The following is a 24,668-nucleotide window of genomic DNA, read 5'->3' as shown; positions in this document are numbered from 1 at the left end:
CATCAATTACTGGAGGTCCTACAATGAACGTCTTACTCGTCTATGCTCACCCTGAACCGCAGTCACTGAATGGTTCACTCAAAACGTTTTCAATCCAACATCTCAAGGCCGCAGGCCACGAAGTTAAGGTGTCTGATCTGTACGCCATGCAGTGGAAAGCCACGCTTGACGCAGACGACAGTACAGCAGAACCCGGTGCGCGTTTTGATCCCTCCAGGGATTCTCAACATGCGTTTGCTCAAGGCCTGCAGAGTATGGACATCACACTTGAGCAGGAGAAACTGCGCTGGGCAGATACCGTTATCCTGCAGTTTCCACTGTGGTGGTTCTCAATGCCGGCGATCCTTAAAGGCTGGGTTGAGCGCGTCTATGCGTATGGATTTGCCTATGGCGTGGGAGAACACTCCGACTCACGTTGGGGAGATCGTTACGGTGAAGGAACCCTGGCTGGCAAACGCGCAATGTTGATTGTGACGACTGGGGGATGGGAGTCTCATTACGCGGCTCGGGGTATCAACGGCCCGATCGATGACATTCTGTTCCCTATTCAGCATGGGATTTTGCATTACCCGGGCTTCGACGTGTTGCCCCCCTTCGTCATTTATCGTACCGGCCGAATCGACGAGGCGCGATTTGCCCAGATTAGCTACGCGCTGGGGCAACGTCTGGACAACTTAGGGCAAACCGCTCCCATTCCTTTCCGCCGTCAGAATGCCGGTGAATATGATATCCCGGCATTAACGCTGAAACCCGACATTGCCCCTGAGCGGGTGGGGTTTAGTGCGCACATCGAATCGTGATGACGTGCACCCTATTTAGGGTACTGTGCATCGTATATTACGCCATATGAGCAATAAATGACCGATAGCCCGTAGCGCTGCGGGTAATGTCGTTATTATTCAATTTATCCGCAGCAACATCCGATGCCGACTCTGTTCCGTAGAACGCATAATACGCACTATATTTCGCACTTACATAGTTAATGGTTATTTCAAATGGCCGTAAGACGTCGTCCAGTGCGTATTTATAGCGCCCCGAGGTTGAATAGTCCTGCTCCCTGATACCGGCGGTCACTGCTAATGCGACTTTACGATCCTTCATTTTATAACCGCTGCCGGATCCATAGGCCCAGCCGTAGGTGAGCACATCGTCAAGCCACTTCTTCAGCAACGGCGGTGAGCTGAACCAGTAAACCGGAAACTGCAACACGATTTTTTCATGTGCTTCAATAAGTTGCTGTTCTTTCTCAACGTTAATCTTCCAGTCGGGGTAAGCATTATATAATTCATGAACGGTATAGAGTTCAGGATATTTACGTAACTCCGTCAGCCAGGCCTTATTTATCACTGAACTCTCTATATCAGGATGTGCAACCACCACCAGCGTTTTCATTTGATTTATTCCTTTGGATTAGTTCACTGGGGGTATCATATGTTATGCTTTTTTAATGTAAAGTACGCACCTTAACGATATATACTAACCCGCAGGATAGTATCAAATGCCAAATAACGAAATATGCAGCCCGACAGGCGTTAGCCTTGAAGAGACCGGATATGGCTATACGCTGTCGGTGATCAGCGGGAAATATAAAATGATAATTATGTATTGGCTTGCGCAGTATAAGCCGGTTCTCAGGTTCAATGAGCTCCAACGCTGTATTGGCACTATTTCGTATAAAACGCTCAGTGCGACGCTAAAAGAGATGGAAAAAGACGGTATTATCTCCAGAAAGGAATATCCGCAGATCCCCCCCAAAGTTGAGTACAGCCTTTCAGCGCGTGGGCGCTCATTGATCCCTATCATCGATCTACTCTGTGCTTGGGGAGAGGAACACCGCGAGCCTCCGAAGAACGGCGAATAAATCGCTGTTCCGTCATCCGTTGCCCCCATTGCGTACCCGGTTGTTCATCTGCAAGCACAAAACCGACGCCTTCATACAGGTGCCGGGCAGCATCCAGTCCTTTGAACGTCCAAAGGTGTGTTTCATCAAAGCCTTGCTCGTCACAAAAACTAACGGCATGGTTCAAAAGCTGACGGCCAACACCACGACCGCGTAAACTGTCATCAATAATGAAAGCGCGCAAATGAGCGCGGTTATCCCCCAAGCTTTCACCATCAATGGAAACAGAACCAACGATACGATCCCCGCTCAATGCGGACCAGGTTTGGTTCTGTGGATGTGACAGTCGGTTCGCGAGCTCGGACAGCATCGAACCGACGGTAGCTTCAAAGAAGGCACCGAACCCCACCGCACGTGAATAATATTGCATGTGCATTTCCAGCGCTCTGCCGACAAATCCGGGCAGATAACCGCTCACGATCTCGATAGGCGGAACAGCAACCGATGCTTCACCCAAGCGATGTGCCCGCAATGCAGCGGCATAATGCTGTAAACCCTCGGCAATGCCGGCACTGGCCCCAACCGGTAGCTTTTCCAGGGCGTTAAGTACCTGATGTTCGGCAAATCTATTGATCCCTGCCAGGGTCTTGCGCCCTTTTTCCGTTAACCGCAGTATCTTTTCTCGTGCGTCCCGCTCACTGGGCTGTGTGACCAGTTCTCCGGTTTTGATCAACTTGTTCAACATGCGGCTGACGCTGGATTTCTCCAGATTGAGTACGCTACACAGTTCTGCCGCAGTATCTACATGCCGATCCCCGATTTCAATCAATGCATGCACGGCTGAAGGCGGCAGATCTGTCCCTGCAAGGGTACTGCCCATAAAACCCAATTCACGCACTAAGTGGCGGGATGCATCCCTGATGGGGTGTAAATACGGACTGGATTGCGTTATCGACATGATTGGCACTCTGATATAGTTGTATTATACAACCATATCAGAGTTATTCAGGAATTCAAACAGCCGCTACGGCCGGAGAAAAAAATACACACGCAGTTATTCTGGCGCTGAGGACAGGGGTAAAGACGCTGATTCAGGCGCAATCCCCCCTAAATATTAGGCGGCGCCATCGCCTTTTTTTAGCTCTTTCAGGTATTTGTATACTGTCGCACGGCCGAGGGATAACACGTTGGCGATATAATCGGCGGCACTTTTGGCTTTAAAGGCGCCTTCTTTATATAAATCGATCACCAGCTGCTTTTTCTGCTCGCGGGTTAAAGACCCCAGCGATGTGTTTTGTTGACGAATCCACTCGTGCAGGAAGGTATTGATCTTCTCCTGCCAGTCATCTTTGAACAACTGTTGCGGCTGAGGCTGCAAGCGCGTGACCGACAAAAACATATCCAGTGCATTCCTGGCGTCTTCAAACATGGCGGTGCTCAGATTGATGCACAAGAGATAACGGGGGGATCCGTGCTCATCCCGGGCGGCAATACTCACCGAGCGCATTTTCTTGCCGTCCCAATTGAGCTTTTCGTATGGGCCTGTGACCTGACCATCACTGTCGAGTTCAAAATCTTCCAGACCGGCGTCATCGCCTGGTTTGCGTTTTGACAGATTATTGGCAAGGTAGGCAATTTTGTTGGTTGAGACATCGTGTATCACCACTTCCACGTTAGGAAAAAACAGTGCAGCGATGCCGTCAGCGACTGACTGCAATAATTCAAGTTGGGACGTGGATTTCAACACGTTGCTCTTTCTCCGTAGCGATTATGCCATGATGACAGTGGTCAATTTCTATCATCCGGTCAGCCGCTTAGCATACCTTAGTTGCCATTGAATGCCGAGTAAGAGAACGGCATTCAACCCTCTGGCCAGGTTTACTCTGCCTCTCTGCTGCGTTGATAAAACACGTAACCTTCCCGAGCCACGCTGTTTTTGATTCTGAAACGCCAGACGAGCGCCAGAGTGATAAACCACAGCGGCATACTGCACAGAGCAATCAAGGTGTCACGGTCAAATATCATCAGTACCAGCGTGAAAGCAAAAAACGCCAGCGTCAGCCACGTCATGATCACCCCGCCAGGCATCTTAAAGCTAGAACGAGCGTGCAGCTCAGGTCGCTTTTTGCGGTAAACCAGATAGGCCACCAGGATCATGCCCCAGCTATACACCACCAGTATCGCCGCCACGGTAGAGACAACGGTAAAAAGCGTCATCACATTTGGCATCAAAATGAGCAGCATTGTCCCCACTACCATGCAAAAACACGAGAACATCAGACTGCGGATCGGAATGGCGGTATTGCGCGAAAGTATTTTGAACTGACCGTGTGCATGCTTTTCCATCGACAGGCCGTACAGCATACGCGTACTGGAATACACACCGCTGTTAGCCGAAGACATGGCCGATGTCAGGGCCACAAAGTTAATCACCGCAGCGGCGGCAGGTAAACCGGCCTGATCGAACAGCATAACGAACGGGCTGGTGTCCGGCGAAATATGGCCCCATGAGGTCACAGCGATGATCGCCAACATGGAGAACACATAGAAGATGATGATGCGCACCGGGATGACATTGATCGCCTTAGGCAGCACCTTTTGCGGGTTTTTAGTCTCTGCCGACATGGTGCCCAGCAATTCGATGCCGGTGCAGGAGAAAATGGCAATCTGGAAGCCGGCAAAGAAGCCGAAAATACCGTGAGGCATAAAAATAGCGGGATCCGTGATGTTATTCACCGACGCTTTAACGCCGTCCGGCGAAGTCCAGCCAATGAAGACCATCCAGGCTCCGGTAACGATCAACGCAATAATGGCGATCACTTTGATAATGGCAAACCAGAACTCTGCTTCACCAAACATCTTCACTGACAACATATTAAACAGGCACAACAGCCCCAGCGTCAGTAAGGCAGGCAACCAGGGAGAGACCTCCGGATACCAATACTGCACGTAGCCACCGCATACCACCACGTCGGCAATGCACGTCACCACCCAACTCAACCAATAGGACCAACCGAGAAAGAAACTGGCTTTGGGCCCCAGGTATTCGGAAACAAAATCAGCAAACGAACGATAGTCGAGCTTGGTCAGCAACACTTCACCCATTGCCCGCATGACCATAAACATGAAGAAGCCGACGATGACATAAGTCAAAACGATAGACGTCCCAGAGAGCGCAATGGTTTTGCCTGACCCCATAAACAAACCGGTGCCAATGGCGCCGCCAATGGAAATAAGTTGAATATGGCGTTCGCTTAAACCGCGGTGCAAAGTTTGGGCGCAGTCTGTCCCCTCGGTTGAAATGGCATTCAACCGATGTTGCTTACTTTTTGTCATGGTGTTACCTGTCCGTCATTAAGGCGATTAAGCAGCTTGTACCGCTGCATCAGGAGTGAAACGCACCGGGCGTTTTACCGGCAAAAAAGAAATTCAGGCAAAACGAAGCCCGCCCTTTTGTTAAAGGGAAGTAAATATCTGTGCACATCTGAAAACGGCTATTGGAACTGCGCTGTCGCCCACATTTAGCATGCGAGGCATGAGCGTGGCGGGTAATTGCTTTACTATCAGATTGTTATAAATATTCTCGCTCAGAAAAAAAACGCTGCAAGCGCCGATTTAACATGAATTTAACTCTGGCGTCAGGAAACGGCATTGTCAACACGACACTTAAATAAAATGAAACTTTTTGATCACATTCAAGGTTCTGAAAAATAGATAAAAACGGGTTTTATGCATTTTTTATGCATAAAGTATGCGTAGTCAGCTAACCGCTTCTGAAAAAGTAATTAACTATTCATTTTTACGGCTCAAAACCCGCTGGCAACCGGCTTCCAGCCCGATGAGGGGGGGCTAACAAGCGGCATTTTTAATGGTAAATTTAGCGTCGCAAAAGTGTTATGCACTTAGTAATCCACGGTTAAACAAAATAAATACCTCTATATAAAAAAGGTTGGTTATGGAAAAGCTATCCTACGCTTCAGAAAGCAGCACAACGGCCTGGGCCACCTATCTGCAACAAATCGACCGCGTTGCGCCTTACCTCGGTGATCTGTCGCGTTGGGTCGATACCCTGCGTCACCCTAAGCGTGCGCTGATTGTCGACATCCCTCTGCAGATGGACGACGGTTCAATCCGCCACTTCGAAGGTTTCCGCGTTCAGCACAACCTGTCGCGCGGCCCGGGTAAAGGCGGGATCCGCTACCATCCAGACGTTGACCTCGATGAAGTTATGGCGCTGTCAGCCTGGATGACCATCAAATGTGCGGCGGTCAACCTGCCATACGGTGGTGCCAAGGGGGGGATCCGCGTCGATCCTTTCAAACTGTCTGAAGGCGAGCTGGAAAGATTGACCCGCCGCTACACCAGCGAAATCGGCTTTATCATCGGTCCACAGAAAGATATCCCTGCACCAGACGTGGGTACCAACTCTAAAGTGATGGCCTGGATGATGGATACCTACTCCATGAACCACGGCACCACTATCACCGGCGTAGTCACCGGCAAACCTATCCATCTGGGCGGGTCTCTGGGGCGTGAAAAAGCGACGGGTCGCGGTGTGTTCGTGACAGGTTGTGAAGTGGCCAAGCGTTTGGGCGTGCAAATCGAAGGTGCCAAAGTTGCGGTTCAAGGCTTTGGTAACGTAGGTAGCGAAGCAGCCCGCCTGTTTGTTGGTATCGGCGCGCGTGTGGTGGTTATTCAGGACCACTCGGCAACGCTGTTCAACGCTAACGGCATCGATCTGGCTGCATTGACCGAATGGCAAGCCAAGAACAAGCAGATCGCCGGTTTCCCTGGCGCGAGCGAGATCGAAAGCGAAGCATTCTGGTCTGTTGATATGGACATTCTGATCCCCGCGGCGCTGGAAGGTCAGATTACCCGTCAACGTGCAGAAATTCTCACTGCCAAGCTGGTTCTGGAAGGCGCTAACGGCCCAACCTACCCAGATGCGGACGACGTTCTGCGTTCACGCAACATTACCGTTGTACCTGACGTTATCTGTAACGCCGGCGGCGTAACCGTGAGTTACTTCGAGTGGGTACAGGACATGGCCAGCTACTTCTGGAGCGAGAGCGAGATCAACGAGCGTATGGACAAAATCATGACCGACGCTATGGTCCACGTTTGGAACAAGTCAGAAGAGAAAGAGTGTAGCCTGCGCACCGCGGCTTATATCGTCGCTTGTGAGCGCATCCTGACCGCACGTAAAGAGCGTGGCATTTACCCAGGTTAATGCATTATTCATCCCGGCTTGCTTTGCAGGCCGGGATTCTTTCATGAGCCTCCCTTCAACGCAGCAGTCGTTTTAGCACTTTCCCGGTACTGGTCATCGGCAACCGTTCAACAAACTCGACGATGCGCGGGTATTTAAACGCCGCCAACCGTTCTTTGGTCCATGCGATCAGCGCGTCTTCACTCACCGGCTCGTCCACATCCTTCATCACCACTACGGCTTTAATCTCTTCGCCAAGAGAGGGATGCGGCACGCCAATGACTGCCACAAATGACACTGCCGGATGGCGAATCATCAGTTCTTCAACTTCTCGTGGGTAGACATTGAAGCCGCCGCGAATAATCACATCTTTTGACCTGTCGACAACGAAATAGAAGCCATCGGCGTCACGCCGTGCCAAATCACCGGTTCTAAACCACCCGTTTTCCAACACCTCTGCCGTCGCTTCTGGGCGGTTAAGGTAGCCCTTCATCACGTTGTGTCCACGCACCGCAATTTCACCCACCTGATCTATGCCTTCTATCGCTTTACCGGTGACATCAACCAGCCGCACTTCTATCCCCCAGATAGGCTGGCCAATAGATCCCACTTTGTTGACCCGGCCCGGATGGTTAAAAGTGGCAACCGGGCTGGTTTCCGATAGCCCATATCCTTCCAGAATATTGACGCCAAAACGCCAGGCGAAATCCTCAATGATTTGGACGGGCAAACTGGCCCCGCCGGACACCGCCATGCGCAAATTTTTACGTAATCGTGGGAGGTCCGCCGTATCGTCCAACGCGTTCAATAATGCCCAGTACATTGTGGGGACGCCGGCAAAAAAGGTGATGGCATGCTGTTGCATCAGCCCGATAGCCTGTTTTGCATCAAAACGTGGCACTAACACCAGCGTTGCGGCCAAGGCAAAACCGGCATTCATCTGCACCGTAGAGCCAAAAGTATGGAACAGCGGCAACGTCACCAAATGGCGATCGGGCCGCTCCACGGAACTATTGAACAGTTGTACCGATCCCAGTGCGTTTAACACCAGATTGGCGTGTGTCAATTCTGCCCCTTTAGCGCGGCCCGTGGTGCCACTGGTATAGAGAATTACCGCGGTGTCCGATTCCACCGTGGTAGCACTGTCATACTGGGTGGGCTGTGTGCCAGTCGCTTGGCTGAAACGCTCACCTGCAAGCGGTAGGCTATCGCCGATAATAATAAACTCACGGCAGTTTTCTGCGGTTTCGAATGCGCGCCGTGCTTCTGCCCCCAGCGCCAATCCCTCGCTCCCTTCGAAACAAAAGAAGGCCACCGCCTGCGAGTCTTGCAGGTAATACTCAAATTCGCCGGCTTTCAACAACGTGTTCAAGGGCACGATCACCGCACCGACTTTGAGCACGCCATAATATATGGCCGGGAACTCCCATATGTTTGGACAGGCCAGCGCCACCCTTTCTCCGGGTTGCACACCCAGGGTGACCAGCAGATTGGCAACCTGATTAGCCCGATGATTAAGCTCGGCATAGGTGAGTTGGAATGGGTCTTGTATCAGTGCCAAACGATCCGGAAATGAACGCGCACTCTCTTCAAGCAATGTGGCCAGATTTAGCATGTGATGTACTCGCAAGCAGAGACCGGGGATCGCCCGGCAAGCCAATGGATGAGATACTGCGCCACCTCGCTGAGGTTGCTCTCCCTGAACAGCCTACGGCGGAAAAAGCCACGGCACCAAAAGTATAGACAAGGTCATACCTCTGTACAGGTTCGCGTTCCCCTGCCCAATAGTCTATATGTTAGGCATTCTTCCCCTCCCAGAGGACTGCCCCCATGAGTAAGAAAAAGATCCTGATGCTGGTCGGCGACTATGCCGAAGATTATGAAACTATGGTGCCGTTTCAGGCATTACAGATGATTGGCCACCAGGTTGATGCGGTTTGCCCCGACAAAGTTAAAGGCGACTACATCATGACGGCGATCCATGATTTTGACGGTGCGCAAACCTACAGTGAAAAACCCGGCCATCGCTTTACTTTGAATGCAGACTTTTCAGCCGCGAAAGAAGAAAACTATGACGCCTTGTTGATCCCCGGCGGCAGAGCCCCTGAGTATCTGCGCTTGAACCCGCAGGTTATCAAACTGGTGCAGGCCTTTGATGCGGCACGTAAACCGATCGCCGCCGTTTGCCACGGCCCCCAGCTGTTGGCCGCTGCCGGCGTTTTAAAAGGGAGAACCTGTAGTGCCTACCCGGCCTGCGCCCCAGAAGTGCAGTTGGCCGGCGGTCACTATGCGGATATCGGAATCGATCAGGCTCATGTTGACGGTAATCTGGTCACTGCCCCGGCATGGCCTGCACATCCGCAATGGTTGGCGAAATTCGCGGAATTGCTGGCTGAATAGCACCACAAGAAAGGCCCGGTATTAATACTCGGGCTTTTTTATTTTATGCGATAAATGCCCCGCAATGAATTTCTCCAAGAGCACACTATTTTATCCTGAATGTCGCCACGTTACTTTAATTGCTCAATCAGAAAATGGATATCATAAAGCCAGCGCTTGGCCCGAGCTGAACGCACCAGCATATAAACATACAACGGCCGGATCCGTTCTATTTCAAGATCCCAGTGATGACTGCGACGCGTTGATGAAGAAAATAACAGGGCTGATTTTGATGCCGGCCTGAAATATAACTCATGGCTGTAATTGCTGCTGTCGATGAGAAAAGCGTCGAAGTAGCCGCGCATCAAGGTCTCCGATACCGGTAACGACAGGTTTAGCTCTTTGTTTATTTCCGTATTCAGAGTAATGGCTACCCCCCGTTTAAGGAGGCCGGATGGATTATACCGCTCAATTACCGAGATCACCTGTTGCTGAATATCACTTTCCATTTCAACCTCAATGTATTTGGCTGCGCGAATGATGCAATATCATTCAGACTCTGTTGATTGTGACGAGTTCTTTACAACGAGGTTATTTTCCTTTTCTTTACACTTTCACCACAGAATGGGTATAAAAATACGCAGAGCGGCGTCACTCCACCCTGCGTAATAGCGTTACTGCTGTCGACAAAGTTTATTGGGTTAGCGAGGCATTATTGGCAATGACAGCGTCACTGTGTTTCTCTGCCGTAATACCGCCCCCCAACACCTTATACAGCGTAATCAGGTTCTGGTACTCGGTTTGCCGTGCTGTAATCAACGACTGACGGGCGGTATACAATGTCCGTTGCGCATCCAGCATCGTGAGATACGTATCCACACCGTGTCGATAACGCAGCTCCGCAAGGCGGTAATACTCTTGCGACGCCGCCACATAGCCCGTTTGCGCCGCCAACTGTTCCTGAAGGGTCCCTTTACGTGCTAACGCATCGGCCGTTTCCTGGAAGGCAGTCTGTACCGCTTTTTCATAGGTAGCGACATACAGGTCTTTCTGCGCTTTGGTGTAGTTCAACTGCGCCGTGTTATAGCCCCCGGTGAAGATCGGCAAACTGATGCTCGGCGCAAAGGACCAAACGCCGACGCCCTTGCTAAACAGTGATGACAACTCCCCGCTGCCCACGCCACCGCTGGCGGTCAGGCTGATCGACGGGAAGAACGCCGCGCGGGCAGAGCCGATATTGGCATTGGCAGTCTTCAGATTATGCTCGGCCTCCAATACGTCAGGCCGGTTCAGCAACACCTGCGATGACACACTGGCCGGTACCTCTTTCATGATGTTTGACAGTGCTTCGATCCCCGTTGGCAGCAGGTTTTCTGGCACGCTTTGCCCCACGACCAGGTCCAGGGCATTTTTTGCCTGGGCGGCACTGGTGGTGTAACTGGCCACGTCCGATCGTGCCTGCTGATACACCGTGTCCGCCGAAGCGACGTCGACCATCGACAGAATGCCGTTTTGTTGGTTTTTGCGCGTCACCGCCAAGGATGCGCTGGCGCTTTCCATGGTGCTCTTAGCGACGGCCAGGTTACTGCGCGCAGCCGCAACATTCACCCAGTCAGTGACAATATCGGCGATCAACGTCAGCCGGGTACTTTTCGCGGCTTCTGACTCCGCCAGATAGGTTTCAAAGGTGGAACGTGACAGGCTGCGATTTTTGCCGAATAAATCCAGTTCAAATGCACTGGTGCCTGCCGTCGCTTCATAGCTCTGGCTTATCGCTGTCGCATTACCGTTGCCGGTCAGCGCACGACCCCGGCTACCGTCCACACCGGCATTAACGGTTGGGAACAAATCGGAACGTTGTTCGCCGTACAGCGCCCGCGCCGATTCGATATTGGCAATGGCTTCACGCAGGTCGCGGCTGCTGCTCAGCCCCATCGCCACCACCTGCCGTAACTTGGCATCGACCACATAGTCACGCCAAGGGATATCCGGGTAGCTCAATGACAATTTACCGGAAGGCGCTGTATAAGCCGCCCCCTGCGGTAAATTGGCCGGGACCGGCGCTTGCGGGCGCTGGTAGTCAGGATCCAGCGAGAGACACCCCGCCAGGAACAGCGGAAGTGTCAGAATGATTAAACGTTGCAGCACATTATTCTCCTGCCTGTGGCGCACTATTTTTTACTGGTGTGGCGTGGGTCGTTTTGCGTGAAAACATCCGTCGCACCAATACGTAGAACAAAGGAACGAAGAAGATAGCCAGCAACGTCGCCGTGAGGGTGCCGCCAATGATCCCCGTGCCAATGGCGATCCGGCTGTTGGCCCCTGCACCGCTGGAAACCGCCAACGGCAAGACACCGGCGGTAAATGCCAGGGAGGTCATTAGGATGGGGCGCAAACGCATGCGGGAGGCTTCTATCGCTGCGGCGATTAAGGTTTCACCCCGTTGGTATTTCTCTTCGGCAAATTCAACGATCAGAATCGCGTTCTTGGCAGACAAACCGATAATGGTCAACAGCGCCACCTGGAAGTAAATGTCATTTTCCAGACCGCGCAGCGTGATCGCCAACAGCGAGCCAACCACGCCCATCGGTACCACCATCATCACAGCAAACGGAATGGACCAACTCTCATACAGCGCAGCGAGGCACAGAAACACAACAACCAGCGAGATGGCATACAGCGATGCCGCTTGCCCACTGGTCAGGCGTTCCTGGTAAGAAAGGCCGCTCCACGAGAAACTGCTGGCGGAGGAGAATTTCGCGGCCAGCGCTTCCATTTCATCCATCGCCGTGCCAGAACTGACGCCAGGTGCGCCCTCACCGGTAATTTCAAAGGACGACAGGCCGTTGTAGCGTGATAAGTTTTCCGGTCCGTAGATCCAATGGGAGGCGGCAAAGGCCGAAAACGGTGTCATGCTGGTGGTACTTGTACTGGATGTCCCGCGCACAAACCATTTATCGAGGTCTTCCGGTTTGGCGCGGTATTCCACATCCCCTTGCATATAGACTTTTTTCACCCGGTTGCGATCGATAAAGTCGTTGACGTAGGTGCTGCCGAACGCGCTGGTCAGGGTACTGCTCACGTCGCTGGCGCTAAGGCCCAACGCCTGCAATTTGTCATTGTCGATCTCCACCTGCAATTGCGGCGTATCCGGCAACGTATTGGCACGCACGGCGCTCAGGTTTGGGTTTTTCCCCGCGGCGGCGATGATCTGATCGCGCATCCCCTGCAATTCTGCGCGGGTAGTTGCCCCTTTGGCCTGCAACTCGAAGGTAAAGCCGTCAGACTGCCCAAAGCCGTCAATTGCCGGTGGACTCATTGAGAAGACCTGAGCGTCGCGAATCGTGGCGAAGTGCGCCATTGCACGTTTGGCTATCGCGTCGGCGGTATTCGCAGCGCCGGTGCGTTGGCTCCAGTCTTTCAGGCTGACAAAAGCCATACCGGCATTTTGCCCGCTGCCGCTGAACCCAAAACCATTAATGGTGAAAATAGTGCTGACATTGGCCTTCTCATCGTTCAGGAAATAATCCTTCACCACGTCGCTGACTGCGGATGTACGGGCATTGGTTGCCCCAGCCGGCAAGGTATACTGCACCATCACCACGCCCTGATCTTCGTTGGGCAAAAAGCCGGTCGGCAATCGCATATACATCACTGCGGCGGCAATCAACAGCAGGCCGTAAAGCAGCAGATACCGCATTGGGCTGTGGATCACCCGGCCCACCTTGTCGGCGTACTTCGCTTGCAGACGGTTATAGCCGCGGTTGAACTTGCCAAGCAGGCCTTTGTTGGTCAAATCCTCGTGGGTGGGTTTCAGCAAGGTTGCGCAGAGGGCCGGTGCCAGCGTCAATGCCAGGATCACCGATAGCACCATAGAAGCCACAATGGTGACGGAGAACTGGCGATAGATCACCCCGGTCGAACCACCAAAGAACGCCATCGGCAGGAATACCGCTGACAGCACCATGGCAATACCCACCAGTGCGCCAGTGATTTCCGACATCGATTTTTCCGTCGCCTCACGCGGCGGCAGTTTTTCTTCCCGCATCACACGTTCGACGTTCTCTACCACCACGATGGCGTCATCGACCAACAGGCCGATCGCCAACACCATGCCAAACAGCGTCAGCGTGTTGATCGAATACCCGAAAGCGGCGAGCACACCAAAGGTCCCCAGCAACACCACCGGCACGGTAATGGTGGGGATCAGCGTAGTGCGTAAGTTCTGCAAGAATACAAACATCACGATCACGACCAGCACCACCGCCTCGAACAGCGTTTTCACCACTTCTTCGATCGAAATGTTGATAAAGTCGGTGCTGTCTTTCGGATAGGCGACCTTGTAGCCATTCGGCATGGACGTTTGGTATTCCGCCACCTTTGCCTTCACCAATTTGGCGGTGTTAAGCGCGTTGGCCCCGGCAGCCAATTTAACCGCAATGCCGGATGCCGGGTGACCATTCAACCGAGCGCTGGAAGAGTAATCCTCGTTACCCAGCTCAACCCGCGCTACGTCGCCCAGACGCACCAGCGCCCCGCTGCTGTCACTTTTCAAGATGATATTGCGGAACTGCTCCGGCGTTTGCAGGCGTGATTGCGCCTTCACGGTGGCGGTCAGTTGCTGATCGGCACCCGAGGGTAAATCGCCGATCTTACCGGCGGAAACCTGGGTGTTTTGCGCTTCAATAGCCGTTTCTACATCGGATGGCATCAGTGAATAGGACGCCAGCTTGGTGGGGTTTAGCCAAATGCGCATCGCGTATTCTGAACCGAACACCTGCACGTCGCCGACGCCGTCGATACGTGACAAGGGATCCTGAATGTTACTCACCAGGTAGTCAGAAATATCCGCCATGCTGGCCTTGTCCGTCTCGTCATACAGGCCGACGATCAGCAAAAAGCTGCTCTGGGATTTCTTCACCGTCACCCCTTGGGCGGTGACCTCGGCCGGCAAGCGGCTTTCCGCCTGTTGTACCTTGTTCTGCACCTGAACCTGAGCGATGTCGGGGTCAGTGCCTTGATCGAAGGTGACGTTAATGCTCACTGAACCGTCGGAACTGCTGGTCGCCGAAAAATACAGCAGCCCATCCAGGCCGGTTAGCTGCTGTTCAATCACCTGGGTAACGCTGTTTTCCAGGGTTTCCGCATCTGCGCCCGGATACGTAGCGGAAATGGAAATCTGCGGTGGTGATACGTCAGGGTATTGCGAAATGGGCAGCGAGTTGATCGACATCAGTCCGCACAACATGATGATGATCGCAATCACCCAGGCAAACACGGGCCTGCGAATAAAGAATTGGGCCATGGTTATTGATCCCCGCCGTTAGCCACAGCGGTACCCGCCGGTTTTTGCACCTCAACCGCCTTGACCTCCGTACCGACAGCCACCTTGTTCGTGCCCTCGACGATTAACCGGTCCCCCTCATTAAGCCCCTGACTGACCAGCCAACTGCTGCCAATAACGCGCTCGGTGGTGACGGTGCGCTGTTCAACCTTGTTTTGGGCGTTAACCACCAGCGCAGTCGCCTCACCCTTAGCGTTGCGGGTTATACCCTGCTGTGGCGCCAGGATCCCCTTGGGATCAACACCGTTATCGACTTTGGCGTGAACATACATGCCGGGTAATAATTCGTGTTCTGGATTGGGGAACACGGCACGCAGCGTGACAGAGCCCGTAGACTCATCTACCGACACTTCTGTCAGTTCGAGCTTGCCTGCATGAGAATAAGGCGTACCGTCTTCGAGATTGAGGGTTACCGGCGTGACATCGTCACGTTGTAACGAAGCCTGCTGTTTGCGTAATTTCAGCAGTTGAGTGCTGGACTGTGTGAGATCGACATAGACAGGATCGAGCGCCCGAATGGTTGCCAGCGCATCCGTTTGGCTGGCAGTCACCAGCGCACCGGGTGTCACCGACGAAATACCAATACGGCCGGAGATAGGCGCGCGTACCTGCGTATAGGCAAGATTGATTTTGGCCGTTTCCAGCGTCGCCTTGTACTGTGCCACCGCGGCAACGGCCTCCCGGTAGGTCGCCATTGCATCATCTGCGTCTTGCTTGGACACACCGTTCTCTTTGACCAAAACAGCATAGCGTTGTGCTTTCAGGCGACTGGCGTTCACCGTGGCTTGGGCACTTTTTACCTGTGCGGCCGCTTGATCATAACTGGCCTGATAGGTTGCAGGGTCGATTTGATACAGCACCTGGCCGGCGTTGACTTCTGCGCCTTCGGTAAAGAGGCGACGCTGGATAATGCCTTCCACCTGAGGACGGACGTCCGACGTCATGGTGGCGTTCACTCGACCGGTCAGATCGCTGCTCAGCGTTACAGATTGGCCATGCAGTGTCGCCACCCCCACCTCCTGTACGCCACGGGCGCCTGTGGGGGCGCTGCCACTTTGGCCATCACAAGCGGCCAGTAACAACGACAGGCTGACAAGAAGAACCTTTTTCCTTTGCATCGACTTTCTATCCTATTGAGAACGTTTATTCTCAATATATAGAAAGCGACGTTTTTAGTCTGACAGGGTTACGTAAGGATTCAGTAAAATTGCATCGCAGAGCATGAAGAGAGCCGGTGCGTACGTGCTACGCACTGGCAAGCGAACTATTTCTTTCGAAGCGGGATATCTTTCAGCAACCAGGTTAACGCAAATGCCAGTGCCATCACCACGGCGGCAATTTGGTACACCGAGTGAATCGCACCACCGAATGCCTGCAGGTAGTCCTGTTGCAGCGCCGTGGGCAGATGATGCACGGCACTTGCCCCCAGTGAACGTGGCAACTCAGTGCCTTCAGGCAGCAAAGCGGCCAGACGGCTGTGCAGCACATTGGTAAAAATCGCGCCAAATACGGCGACGCCAATAGACCCCCCGATGGAACGGAATAGCGTAGCACTGGACGTGGCGACCCCCATGTGTTTCGGCTCTACGCTGTTTTGTGCTGCGAGGATCATCACCTGCATCACCATACCCAAGCCTAACCCCAACAGGCTGATGTAGAGATACAGCAAATGCACCGGGGTCGAGTTTTTCAACGTACCCAGCAGTATCATCCCCGCCAACGCACACAGCGTGCCGATGATCGGAAAGATGCGGTATTTACCGTGTTTGCTGATCAACCGTCCGCTGATGATGGAGCTGATCATAATCCCCCCCATGAGCGGCAATAATTGCATACCCGCCTGGGTCGGTGTGGAATCCTTCACCACCTGCAGATACAACGGCAGGAAGGTCACCGACCCAAATAGCGACATACCGACGATAAAGCCTATCAATGCACACAACACAAAGGTGCGATTACGGAACAGCCCTAACGGAATGATCGGCTCGCTCGCCAGCCGCTCTTCGTAGATAAATCCGCCTATCGACACCAGACCAAACGCCAAAATGCACCACAATTGGCCGTCAGACCAGGCCATTACCGTGCCACCCTGGCTGGTAAACAGGATGATGCAGGTCAACGCTGCCGCGAGATAGCTGGCACCCAGGAAATCAATCTCATGTTTGACCCGGTTAACCTTGGACTGGAACACCGCACCAATCACTAACAGTGCGAAGATCCCCAGTGGCAGGTTGATATAGAAAATCCAACGCCAAGAGAAATGTTGCACCAACACCCCACCGATCAGCGGCCCAACCACCGTCGCCAAACCAAAGACCCCACCAAATAACCCTTGATAGCGCCCACGATCGGCCGGTGGGATCACATCACCCACCACGGCCATGGTCACGACCAACAAACCACCCCCACCCAGCCCTTGCAACGCACGCATCAGGATAAGCTCCGTCATATTCTGCGCTAACCCGCACAGCACGGAACCGAGCAAGAAGACCACAATGGCTATCTGTAACACGATCTTGCGTCCGAACAGATCGCCGAACTTGCCATACAGTGGCACCACAATGGTCGACGCCAGCAGATAGGCGGTCACCACCCACGACAGGTTCTCCAGACCACCGAATTCGCCGACGATAGTCGGCAACGCAGTAGACACAATCGTCTGATCGAGCGCCGCCAGTAACATGACCAGCAGCAGTGCTGAGAACAACAAACGGATCGAGGGGGCCTGTTCATGCACCCTGCCGTTTTCTTCGTTGCCTGCTACGTTATCCGTACCCATGTAAGTGAGCCCGCTTGTAATTAATTAATTGAGTAATTAATATATGAACTATTCTTTTCTCCGGTCAATGGATCTCACCGCGATGACAGCACAAAACGTTCAAAAACCACGGCGCCCCGGTCGCCCTAGCGGCAGTGCTAATGGCGCAGAAAAACGCGAGCATTTACTCGACACCGCGCTGAATATGTTTGCCCGTCAAGGCATTGCCGATACGTCGCTGAATGCCATTGCCCGTGAGGCCGGCGTAACCCCTGCCATGCTGCACTACTATTTTCACAACCGCGAACAGTTGCTGGATGTGCTGATAGACGAGCGTTTTCTGCCGGTTAGGCTTGCTGCCGGCAGCGTGTTTGACGCCAATACAGACGATCCCGTGGCCGCCTTCACCCAACTGGCACAGCGATTTATCGACATCTCGACCGATCACCCATGGTTTGCACCACTGTGGTTACGTGAAGTGATGAGTGACAACGGCATTTTGAAACAACGCATGAACGAGCGATTTGGGGATACGCAACGCAAAACAGCGCTGCAATCGATCATTCGCTGGCAAGCAGAGGGCAAGCTCAATGCAAGCCTGGAGCCGTCGCTGATGTTTATTACCCTGTTTGGCATGACGTTGTTGCCCCTAGCCACTGCGCCAAAATGGCACCGTAATGACGATGATAATCCGTTGAACGCCGATGTTATCGCCCGTCACGCCATTACGCTGCTGACTCAAGGGCTGGGGCCACAGCGCTAAAGATGAGCGCGATTGAAAAACTGGAATTAATGATTGTGCGGTAAAGCCTACAGATGAGAGAGTGTTACATCACCGCTTTAAGATTGAAGGGATTAACGATGACACAGGAAAGGCGTAAGAGATTGGCACTGGTCGCTGCTGTCGCTTTTGCCATTTATTTGATAACGCATATTGGCGAGTTTGATTTCCCCCTTTCCCTGGCTAAAGCCTGCCTTGCTTCAATCATTGTCACCCTGCTTTACGCATTCCTTTCAAGCCACTTCTGGAAAAAGCATGTTCTGAAGCTAAAGGATTATCAATAAGTTACCCTTTGGCTAACAGGCGTGAAAAATACGTTTATGCACCATCGGCATAATAACCGCAGGGCCAAAAATGACCCTGCTTGACGATGTGCCGTTTACACTGCCGGCAGTTGGTTGGTCACGCAGTGAATCCCCCCACCGCCAGCGGCAATGGCGTCAATATTCAGCTGCACCACGTCACGATCGGGGTAAAGCTCTGTTAACAAATTCAACGCGGCGGCATCCGCCTCAGCGTCGCCAAACTCCGGGGCGATAACCGCACCGTTGATCACAAAATAATTGATATATCCCGCAGCAAAATCCGGATTGCCCTTGCTGAAACGGCTGCGGCGTGGATCCATCGGGGGCGACATCGTATGCACCTTTAACTTGCGACCATCGGCATCGGTTGCTTGTTTGAGGATAGCCAAATGGGCCTGCGTCACCTTGTGATCGTAAGAGTCAGGATCGGTATCTAAATTAGCCACCACCACCCCTGGGCTGGCAAAGCGGGCATAAAAATCGACGTGGGCATCCGTAATATCCTTACCTTTAATTCCCGGCAGCCAGATAATTTTGCGCAGGCCGAGCATCTCTTTTAACTCTTGCTCAACCCGGTCACGGCTCCAGCCAGGGTTGCGGTTAGCATTGACCCAACTGCTTTCGGTCATGATCCCGGTGCCATGGCCATCCACCTCGATGCCGCCGCCTTCTCCCACCAGTCCGCTACGCCGTATATTGGCGACGCCGTAATGTTTCGCTTCAAACGCCGCCAGGCGCGAATCATAAGTATGCTGCTGTTTGTTGCCCCAACCGTTAAAGTTAAAGTCCACGGCCCCCAGCTTGCCTTGATTGTTAACCACAAAGTTGGCGCCAATGTCGCGCATCCAAATATCATCAAGCTCAGTGATAATGAAGGTCACATTGTGGGTACCGCATTTCTCTTCTGCCAGTTGCCGTTCTTTCTCCCGGCAAAATACCGTTAAGGGCTGATATTGCGCGATGGCACGGGCAACTCGCCCTAAAGCATCCTGTACGCCCGACGTGTAGTCGGCCCAAATTGCCCGCTGCGCACCGAAGGAGATAAACGCGCGCTGCTGCACCTCTCCTTCATCAGGCATACGCCAGCCCTCTCCAGGTATAGCCTGCGCAGCATGGGCGGGTAGCGACAGCCCCATAGAGGCCGTTAGGCTCATGCCGGCAATCAGGGATGCCTGCTTAATAAATTCGCGACGCGTTGACATGGTTTGCTCCTGTATTGCCGTCATTAAAATAAGATATTCTGTTCAGTTGAAAACGGCGTGATTTCGATGTAGTACATGTTAAGGCTTCCAATACGGCCGGAACAAACGATACATTTAGCAGACACCTGATTAGATAGGCTTATCGATAATGTTAAAACACTGGCCCCCCATGAACGCACTACGCGGGTTTGAAGCCGCCGCCCGGCTAGGCAGCTTCCACCAGGCCGCAGATGAACTGCACCTCACCCAGTCTGCTATCAGCCAACAGATACGCAGCCTGGAGGCCTTTCTTGAACAACCTCTGTTCTTTCGCAGCGGCCGCAGCGTCAGCCTTACCGACGCCGGTCACGATCTCTATAGCACCGCGCAGGTGATGCTTCAGCAACTGGCCATCGGTATCCGTCGTTTGGATCAGTACCGTAAACCCAATCAGCTGATCGTCAACACAACCCCGGCGTTTGCCCGCCACTGGTTGGTACCGCACCTGAAGAGTTTCAATCGCCTGCATCCCGATATCGATCTCTGGCTATTTACGACCTTTGACCCGCCGGATATGGCGACAGAAACCGTCGATCTGGCGATCCGCGACGATCTCAGTGCCCAGGCGGAATGCAGCTTCAAAATATTGCTTCAGGATCGGCTCTATCCGGCATGCCACCCTGACGTGCTGAACGTCGTAGCCGCAGAGCGCACCACTTTGCACGGCGAACGCGAAATGGACTGGAGCCATTGGGCCATTCAGGGCGGCGTCAACATCGGGCAAAGCAGCCATGGGCTGAATTTCTCAGACCCAGGGCTGTTGCTGGATGCCGCCTGCGACGGCCTTGGCGTCGCGTTGGTCAGCCAACTCCTGGCACAGCACGCGCACGACAGAGGGCTGCTGATGCCGTTGACGGAGCAAAAGGTGCGCGGCCCCAATTGGGCATGGCTTATTCACCGCGACAGTGAAAACAACCCGTTTACCCAACATTTTTGTGAGTGGCTGCTAACCCAATTGCCTTCCGCAGTTTAACGTTTTAGCTCACGGTTCCAGACGGTGAATACAGCACGCCAGTTTGTGCAGTGCTACTTTCAATCAAGCGCCCAAACACGCAAACACAATGGCGCTAAGTGATTGTTGAGATTGAATTCACCTGTCATCGTTCAATTCGAAAAGGAACCGCTATGCATTCTGTCATCTTGAAAACATTAGCACTTAGCGTGGCGCTTGCCACCTTCAGCCCCGGGGTATTGGCCGCGAATCTGAGCGCCGGTGCCGTGGCAGCACCGGATCAATACGGTGCAAAAGTGGCCGCACAAATTTTGCAGGCGGGTGGCAATGCCGTAGATGCTGCAGTAGCCACCGCATTTACTCTCGCAGTGACTTACCCTGAAGCCGGTAATATTGGCGGCGGCGGCTTTATGACGCTGTACGTCGACGGTAAACCCTATTTCCTCGATTACCGGGAAATTGCGCCAAAAGCGGCAACCAAGACCATGTACCTGAATAAAAACGGTGACGTCATTGAAAACCTTAGCCTGGTGGGCACCAAGGCAGCCGGGGTGCCCGGCACGGTGTTAGGCCTGTGGGAGGCACACAAACGCTTTGGCAAACTGCCGTGGGCAGAGTTACTGACCCCTGCTATCGGCTACGCGCAGCAAGGGTTTAAAGTGGCCGATCAGCAATATCAGTACCGTGAAGACGCCAATAAGCTGTTTGCCGGTCAAACCAACTTTGGTGATTACTTTGGCAACATGAAGCCCGGTGCCGTGTTTAAACAACCTGAGCTGGCCAAAACGCTGGAGCGCATCGCCAATAAAGGGGCTGAAGACTTCTATCAAGGTGAAACAGCCAAACTGCTGGTGGCGCAGATGCAGCGTGATGGCGGCCTTATTACACAGTCTGACCTGACGGACTACCGGGTGAAATGGCGCGATCCGATGCAAATCGCCTGGCGTGGTAACATCATCTATACCGCTCCGCTCCCCAGTTCCGGGGGGATCGCGCTGGCACAGTTATTGGGGATAAAAGAGGACCGTGCCGCTGATTTCAAAGGTGTCGCGCTGAATTCCGCACGTTACATTCACCTGCTGTCGGAAATTGAGAAGCGTGTCTTTGCCGATCGCGCAGACTATCTCGGCGATCCCGACTTCACGCATGTGCCCGTCGACAAGTTGGTCGCCCCGGACTACCTGCAAAAACGGGCGGCGGAGATCAATCCCGTCGCGATCTCCCCGACCGAAAAGGTGCGCCCTGGGCTTGAACCCCATCAGACCACCCATTTTTCGATTGTAGATTCTCAGGGTAATGCGGTCAGCAACACCTACACGCTGAACTGGGACTTCGGCAGCGGCGTGGTGGTGAAAGGCGCCGGCTTCCTGCTGAATGACGAAATGGACGATTTCAGCGCCAAGCCAGGGGTGGCCAACGCCTTCGGCGTTGTCGGCAGTGACGCCAACGCCATTGAGCCAGGCAAACGCATGCTTTCTTCCATGAGCCCGACCATCATCACACGTGACGGCGACGTGAGTCTGGTCATTGGGACGCCGGGTGGCTCACGCATCTTCACCTCGATTTTCCAGGTAATAAACAATATCTACGATTACCAATTGCCGTTAGAAAAAGCGGTGGCTGCGCAGCGCGTTCATCATCAACTGTTGCCGAAAGACACCATTTTCTACGACGGTTTTGCCCCACTGACGGGCAACGTGGCCGAACAGCTGAATGCGATGGGCTATAAATTGGAGGATCAAGGCTGGTATATGGGGGATATTCAGGTAATACGCGTTAACGGAAACACACCGGAAACGGCCTCTGATCCCCGGGGCCGCGGCATGGGACGGGTGGTAGAAAAGTAATCTAACATGGCCGACCAACAGGTCGCATCGTGGGTCGGCCATCATTGCGTTTCAGCTTGCGGGTTAATTACCCGCCGGTTTTATCCACTGCACCCTTCGCCAACTCACCGTAAACCACCTGCCCGCGGAAACCACGGCGCACCTGCTGGAATAATTCACGGAACGCCGGATAATCCTGCGCCTGACAAAGGGTAGCCTCACCGTGAATGGCATTCAGCTGTAATGTGTGATTGACGGTGACCTGTTGCCCCTCTCGCTGCCATTTAACCTGATAGTTACCCGCGGTATTGCGGAATTGCTGATCCTTTGGAATAGCAATAATGGGAACATTCGCAGGCAATTGCAGACGATAGGTTTCATCAAAGCGTTGCGCGTTGCAATAGAATGGCGTTTCGTTCGTCAACGCGGCCGTGGTCGTATACAGTGTGCGGAAAGACTTGCCGCCCGGCGGATTGGGCACCGTCATCCCACCCACTACGCCAAAATCGACATAGTCATCGGCCTTGAAACGGAAGCTGTAACCAAACGGCTTGTTAAGATCCAGCGGATCGCCGCTCATCGCTACCTGGCCACGTCCGTCGATGCCGGAAGAAGACATGATGGACTCCTCGGTTCGCGTCCGATTATGCGGGTTGATTTTCGAGAAATAACCCCGCAGGTTAATCTCATCAACTTCACTCAATTTTCGTTCGGTTTGCCCACGCATCGTGCCCGACTTATCGAACACCACGTCCACGTTGAGTGGGCTTTCCGTCCGTTGTGCATCATTGTTCGGGGTATGTGCCAATGTCGCGTCACGCGTCAATAACACCGGAACGCCCAGGTCGCCCTCCGGCAGTTGACCGAAGCGCGCCCAAGGACTGGTGGAATCCAGATACAGGTCAAATTCGGGCACGTAAGTGATGGCATGGTTAAAGCGGCCCAGCAGCGGCACTTCAGGCAGGATCGGCCCTTTCATCATGCCAATCAACACGGGCGAACTCTCTATCCCCTTGGCCGCCAACAACGCCTCTAACAGCACCACATGATCCTTACAATCGCCATAATGGTTGTCGAGAATACTTTGTGCAGAATTAGGCTCCAGCCCGCCGTTACCCAGGTACACAGCAACATAACGGATATTCTGTGCCACCCAGCGATACATCGCCGCGGCCTGTTCACGACGATCGTCAATGCCGGCTGTGATGTGATCTGCCATTGCCTGCACTGCCGGCGTCACCTTGGCCGCTTCACTGGCCTTCAACTGATAGGCTTTTGCCAACTGTGGCCATTCGCGGTAGGTACTGGCCATAATGGTTGGGCTGAAAGTCCAGCGGTCCGCCGCCCAATTCTGCGTCTTCAGCGGTACGCGTCGTTGGTAATGCCAACGCCAGTAAGCCTGCCCATCACGGATCTGCGGCTTATCACTGCCTTCCACATCCCGGGTATAAATATGCATGGGCAAATCTGCCGGTGCCTGCAAATTGACCTCGGCATCATCAAATTGATCGAATACGCTAAAGGTTTCCCACAGGCCAAAATAATCCGGGAAGTAAGGCACATTTTGGGTTTGGCGCAGCTGATAGAGGATACGAGAACCCGGTGCCAGGTTGGGGAAGACGATCACCTTCACTTTACGGTCGGCATACACGGCCGCTGACGCGCTGGAGTAGCTTTCCTGGGTATAAATTCGGTCGGGGGCAACATCATGGCGTTGACCGTCAGCCGTCAGCGTATAGGCAGAAACCACCTCCAGCGTTTCCATTTTTTCACTGTAACCCAATCGAATCTGGCTGAATTTCTCGACCGCAGCCTTGGTTTTGAGCAGGACTTCATAACTTTCGGTCTTCACGCTATGGGCATTGGCAAGAACCTGATAGTCAGCGCGGTAACGAACAAAGCTGAAGTCATTGCTGACTGCCGCCTCTTGCCCTGCGGGTAAGGCCGCGTCGGCGGCCAGCAACGTGACAGGATGTACCGCCGCCAAACTGGTGAGTAGCAGTATTGAAGGGATCGCTATTTTCATTTTCATT

20 protein-coding genes are annotated in these 24,668 nt (G+C 53.3%); 8 read left to right on the top strand and 12 right to left on the bottom strand.

Annotated features, from left to right (window positions below; genetic code table 11):
• The first annotated feature begins 23 nt into the window (after positions 1-23).
• The gene (locus AC2FCQ_RS02645) at positions 24-800 is read left to right on the top strand and encodes an NAD(P)H-dependent oxidoreductase (RefSeq protein WP_490307500.1); all 777 of its coding nucleotides are present in this window, start codon (positions 24-26) and stop codon (positions 798-800) included.
• Positions 801-837: 37 nt separating this feature from the next.
• On the opposite strand, the gene AC2FCQ_RS02640 is transcribed toward AC2FCQ_RS02645, so the two are convergent.
• On the bottom strand, positions 838-1,392 hold the full coding sequence (locus AC2FCQ_RS02640; protein WP_265553272.1) for an NAD(P)H-dependent oxidoreductase: 555 nt from the start codon (positions 1,390-1,392) through the stop codon (positions 838-840).
• A gap of 106 nt (positions 1,393-1,498) precedes the next feature.
• Here AC2FCQ_RS02640 and AC2FCQ_RS02635 point away from each other — a divergent pair, with 106 nt between their 5' ends.
• Positions 1,499-1,861 (top strand): winged helix-turn-helix transcriptional regulator, encoded by a 363-nt coding sequence (locus tag AC2FCQ_RS02635; RefSeq protein WP_209633483.1) that lies wholly within the window; start codon positions 1,499-1,501, stop codon positions 1,859-1,861.
• Here the strand turns inward: AC2FCQ_RS02635 and AC2FCQ_RS02630 are convergent.
• The 3 genes from AC2FCQ_RS02630 to AC2FCQ_RS02620 all read right to left on the bottom strand — a co-directional run bounded on the left by AC2FCQ_RS02630 (position 1,800) and on the right by AC2FCQ_RS02620 (position 5,176).
• Positions 1,800-2,798, bottom strand: a complete 999-nt coding sequence (locus AC2FCQ_RS02630) for a bifunctional helix-turn-helix transcriptional regulator/GNAT family N-acetyltransferase (RefSeq protein WP_490307499.1) — start codon at positions 2,796-2,798, stop codon at positions 1,800-1,802. The two genes, AC2FCQ_RS02635 and AC2FCQ_RS02630, sit on opposite strands and share 62 nt — an antisense overlap.
• A 156-nt stretch (positions 2,799-2,954) precedes the next feature.
• On the bottom strand, positions 2,955-3,587 hold the full coding sequence (locus AC2FCQ_RS02625) for a helix-turn-helix transcriptional regulator (protein ID WP_209633487.1): 633 nt from the start codon (positions 3,585-3,587) through the stop codon (positions 2,955-2,957).
• A 131-nt stretch (positions 3,588-3,718) separates the two neighbouring features.
• The gene (locus AC2FCQ_RS02620) at positions 3,719-5,176 is read right to left on the bottom strand and encodes an amino acid permease (protein ID WP_265553278.1); all 1,458 of its coding nucleotides are present in this window, start codon (positions 5,174-5,176) and stop codon (positions 3,719-3,721) included.
• Between the two features lie 619 nt (positions 5,177-5,795).
• Here AC2FCQ_RS02620 and AC2FCQ_RS02615 point away from each other — a divergent pair.
• The gene (locus AC2FCQ_RS02615) at positions 5,796-7,070 is read left to right on the top strand and encodes a Glu/Leu/Phe/Val family dehydrogenase (protein WP_209633491.1); all 1,275 of its coding nucleotides are present in this window, start codon (positions 5,796-5,798) and stop codon (positions 7,068-7,070) included.
• Positions 7,071-7,125: 55 nt separating this feature from the next.
• Here AC2FCQ_RS02615 and AC2FCQ_RS02610 read toward each other — a convergent pair whose 3' ends face one another.
• Entirely contained in the window at positions 7,126-8,664 is a 1,539-nt protein-coding gene (locus AC2FCQ_RS02610; protein WP_490307498.1) for a long-chain-fatty-acid--CoA ligase, read from the bottom strand.
• A 215-nt stretch (positions 8,665-8,879) separates the two neighbouring features.
• Between AC2FCQ_RS02610 and AC2FCQ_RS02605 the strand changes: the two genes are divergently transcribed.
• Positions 8,880-9,449, top strand: a complete 570-nt coding sequence (locus AC2FCQ_RS02605; RefSeq protein ID WP_265553282.1) for a DJ-1/PfpI family protein — start codon at positions 8,880-8,882, stop codon at positions 9,447-9,449.
• 110 nt (positions 9,450-9,559) lie between these two features.
• Here AC2FCQ_RS02605 and AC2FCQ_RS02600 read toward each other — a convergent pair whose 3' ends face one another.
• The 5 genes from AC2FCQ_RS02600 to AC2FCQ_RS02580 form a co-directional block, all read right to left on the bottom strand.
• Positions 9,560-9,937: a DUF1493 family protein gene (locus tag AC2FCQ_RS02600; protein WP_209633498.1), complete on the bottom strand. Its 378-nt coding sequence runs from the start codon at positions 9,935-9,937 to the stop codon at positions 9,560-9,562.
• 184 nt (positions 9,938-10,121) lie between these two features.
• Positions 10,122-11,576 carry an efflux transporter outer membrane subunit gene (locus AC2FCQ_RS02595; RefSeq protein WP_490307497.1) on the bottom strand — a complete coding sequence of 485 codons (1,455 nt, stop codon included), beginning with the start codon at positions 11,574-11,576 and terminating at the stop codon, positions 10,122-10,124.
• A gap of 1 nt (position 11,577) precedes the next feature.
• Positions 11,578-14,733, bottom strand: coding sequence for an efflux RND transporter permease subunit (locus tag AC2FCQ_RS02590; protein ID WP_265553286.1), 3,156 nt, complete (start codon positions 14,731-14,733; stop codon positions 11,578-11,580).
• A 2-nt stretch (positions 14,734-14,735) separates the two neighbouring features.
• A complete protein-coding gene (locus AC2FCQ_RS02585) occupies positions 14,736-15,890 on the bottom strand; it encodes an efflux RND transporter periplasmic adaptor subunit (RefSeq protein ID WP_490307496.1) in 1,155 nt (384 codons plus the stop codon).
• A 146-nt stretch (positions 15,891-16,036) separates the two neighbouring features.
• Positions 16,037-17,551, bottom strand: a complete 1,515-nt coding sequence (locus tag AC2FCQ_RS02580) for an MDR family MFS transporter (protein ID WP_490307495.1) — start codon at positions 17,549-17,551, stop codon at positions 16,037-16,039.
• Positions 17,552-17,594: 43 nt separating this feature from the next.
• Between AC2FCQ_RS02580 and AC2FCQ_RS02575 the strand changes: the two genes are divergently transcribed.
• Positions 17,595-18,293 carry a TetR/AcrR family transcriptional regulator gene (locus tag AC2FCQ_RS02575; protein WP_404759588.1) on the top strand — a complete coding sequence of 233 codons (699 nt, stop codon included), beginning with the start codon at positions 17,595-17,597 and terminating at the stop codon, positions 18,291-18,293.
• 98 nt (positions 18,294-18,391) lie between these two features.
• Positions 18,392-18,595: a hypothetical protein gene (locus AC2FCQ_RS02570; RefSeq protein ID WP_490307494.1), complete on the top strand. Its 204-nt coding sequence runs from the start codon at positions 18,392-18,394 to the stop codon at positions 18,593-18,595.
• A gap of 95 nt (positions 18,596-18,690) precedes the next feature.
• Here the strand turns inward: AC2FCQ_RS02570 and AC2FCQ_RS02565 are convergent, their stop codons facing one another.
• Positions 18,691-19,818 (bottom strand): agmatine deiminase family protein, encoded by a 1,128-nt coding sequence (locus AC2FCQ_RS02565; protein ID WP_209633510.1) that lies wholly within the window; start codon positions 19,816-19,818, stop codon positions 18,691-18,693.
• A 148-nt stretch (positions 19,819-19,966) separates the two neighbouring features.
• Here AC2FCQ_RS02565 and AC2FCQ_RS02560 point away from each other — a divergent pair, with 148 nt between their 5' ends.
• Together AC2FCQ_RS02560 and ggt are read left to right on the top strand one after the other, a co-directional pair.
• Positions 19,967-20,830, top strand: a complete 864-nt coding sequence (locus tag AC2FCQ_RS02560; RefSeq protein ID WP_490307493.1) for a LysR family transcriptional regulator — start codon at positions 19,967-19,969, stop codon at positions 20,828-20,830.
• Between the two features lie 152 nt (positions 20,831-20,982).
• Positions 20,983-22,656 carry a gamma-glutamyltransferase gene (ggt, locus tag AC2FCQ_RS02555; protein ID WP_490307492.1) on the top strand — a complete coding sequence of 558 codons (1,674 nt, stop codon included), beginning with the start codon at positions 20,983-20,985 and terminating at the stop codon, positions 22,654-22,656.
• 67 nt (positions 22,657-22,723) lie between these two features.
• On the opposite strand, the gene AC2FCQ_RS02550 is transcribed toward ggt, so the two are convergent.
• Entirely contained in the window at positions 22,724-24,661 is a 1,938-nt protein-coding gene (locus AC2FCQ_RS02550) for a DUF3857 domain-containing protein (RefSeq protein ID WP_404759584.1), read from the bottom strand.
• Positions 24,662-24,668: the final 7 nt, after the last annotated feature.

The organism is Serratia sp. CoH_134_PS_4 (genome assembly GCF_058190535.1).
The sequence above is the reverse complement of the archived record's forward strand: the minus strand, read 5'-3'. Positions and strand labels throughout refer to the sequence as shown.

Coding starts and splice junctions, on each gene's coding strand:
- AC2FCQ_RS02605 (WP_265553282.1), top strand. CDS start 8,880: ATGAGTAAGAAAAAGATCCTGATGCTGGTCGGCGACTATGCCGAAGAT.
- AC2FCQ_RS02560 (WP_490307493.1), top strand. CDS start 19,967: ATGTTAAAACACTGGCCCCCCATGAACGCACTACGCGGGTTTGAAGCC.
- AC2FCQ_RS02600 (WP_209633498.1), bottom strand. CDS start 9,937: ATGGAAAGTGATATTCAGCAACAGGTGATCTCGGTAATTGAGCGGTAT.
- AC2FCQ_RS02645 (WP_490307500.1), top strand. CDS start 24: ATGAACGTCTTACTCGTCTATGCTCACCCTGAACCGCAGTCACTGAAT.
- AC2FCQ_RS02635 (WP_209633483.1), top strand. CDS start 1,499: ATGCCAAATAACGAAATATGCAGCCCGACAGGCGTTAGCCTTGAAGAG.
- AC2FCQ_RS02570 (WP_490307494.1), top strand. CDS start 18,392: ATGACACAGGAAAGGCGTAAGAGATTGGCACTGGTCGCTGCTGTCGCT.
- AC2FCQ_RS02640 (WP_265553272.1), bottom strand. CDS start 1,392: ATGAAAACGCTGGTGGTGGTTGCACATCCTGATATAGAGAGTTCAGTG.
- AC2FCQ_RS02580 (WP_490307495.1), bottom strand. CDS start 17,551: ATGGGTACGGATAACGTAGCAGGCAACGAAGAAAACGGCAGGGTGCAT.
- AC2FCQ_RS02620 (WP_265553278.1), bottom strand. CDS start 5,176: ATGACAAAAAGTAAGCAACATCGGTTGAATGCCATTTCAACCGAGGGG.
- ggt (WP_490307492.1), top strand. CDS start 20,983: ATGCATTCTGTCATCTTGAAAACATTAGCACTTAGCGTGGCGCTTGCC.
- AC2FCQ_RS02610 (WP_490307498.1), bottom strand. CDS start 8,664: ATGCTAAATCTGGCCACATTGCTTGAAGAGAGTGCGCGTTCATTTCCG.
- AC2FCQ_RS02565 (WP_209633510.1), bottom strand. CDS start 19,818: ATGTCAACGCGTCGCGAATTTATTAAGCAGGCATCCCTGATTGCCGGC.
- AC2FCQ_RS02550 (WP_404759584.1), bottom strand. CDS start 24,661: ATGAAAATAGCGATCCCTTCAATACTGCTACTCACCAGTTTGGCGGCG.
- AC2FCQ_RS02590 (WP_265553286.1), bottom strand. CDS start 14,733: ATGGCCCAATTCTTTATTCGCAGGCCCGTGTTTGCCTGGGTGATTGCG.
- AC2FCQ_RS02575 (WP_404759588.1), top strand. CDS start 17,595: ATGAACTATTCTTTTCTCCGGTCAATGGATCTCACCGCGATGACAGCA.
- AC2FCQ_RS02585 (WP_490307496.1), bottom strand. CDS start 15,890: ATGCAAAGGAAAAAGGTTCTTCTTGTCAGCCTGTCGTTGTTACTGGCC.
- AC2FCQ_RS02630 (WP_490307499.1), bottom strand. CDS start 2,798: ATGTCGATAACGCAATCCAGTCCGTATTTACACCCCATCAGGGATGCA.
- AC2FCQ_RS02615 (WP_209633491.1), top strand. CDS start 5,796: ATGGAAAAGCTATCCTACGCTTCAGAAAGCAGCACAACGGCCTGGGCC.